Source organism: Staphylococcus pettenkoferi, assembly GCF_002902685.1.
GTDB classification, from domain to species: Bacteria; Bacillota; Bacilli; order Staphylococcales; family Staphylococcaceae; genus Staphylococcus; species Staphylococcus pettenkoferi.
In genome coordinates, this window is sequence record NZ_PPRN01000095.1 from 1 (window position 1) to 343 (window position 343).

1 protein-coding gene is annotated in these 343 nt (G+C 35.9%); it reads left to right on the plus strand.

Annotated elements, in window-relative coordinates; all coding sequences use genetic code 11:
- The coding region (locus tag CD126_RS11770; RefSeq protein ID WP_142381375.1) for a DDE-type integrase/transposase/recombinase at positions 1-343 on the plus strand (343 nt) is incomplete at both ends.

A 343-nucleotide genomic window follows, 5' to 3' on the forward strand; every position in this document is an offset into this window, starting at 1 on the left:
GATAATCATTCAGCATATGCGTTTATCAAACGTCTCATTAAAAAATTTGGTAAACCTCAAAAGGTGATTACAGATCAGGCACCTTCAACGAAGGTAGCTATGGCTAAAGTCATTAAAACGTTTAAACTGAATCCCGACTGTCATTGCACATCCAAATATCTGAATAACCTCATTGAGCAAGATCACCGTCATATTAAAGTAAGAAAGACAAGATATCAAAGTATCAATACGGCCAAAAATACTTTAAAGGGTATTGAATGCATTTACGGTCTATATAAAAAGAACCGCAGGTCTCTTCAGATCTACGGATTTTCGCCATGCCATGAAATCAGTCATATGTTAG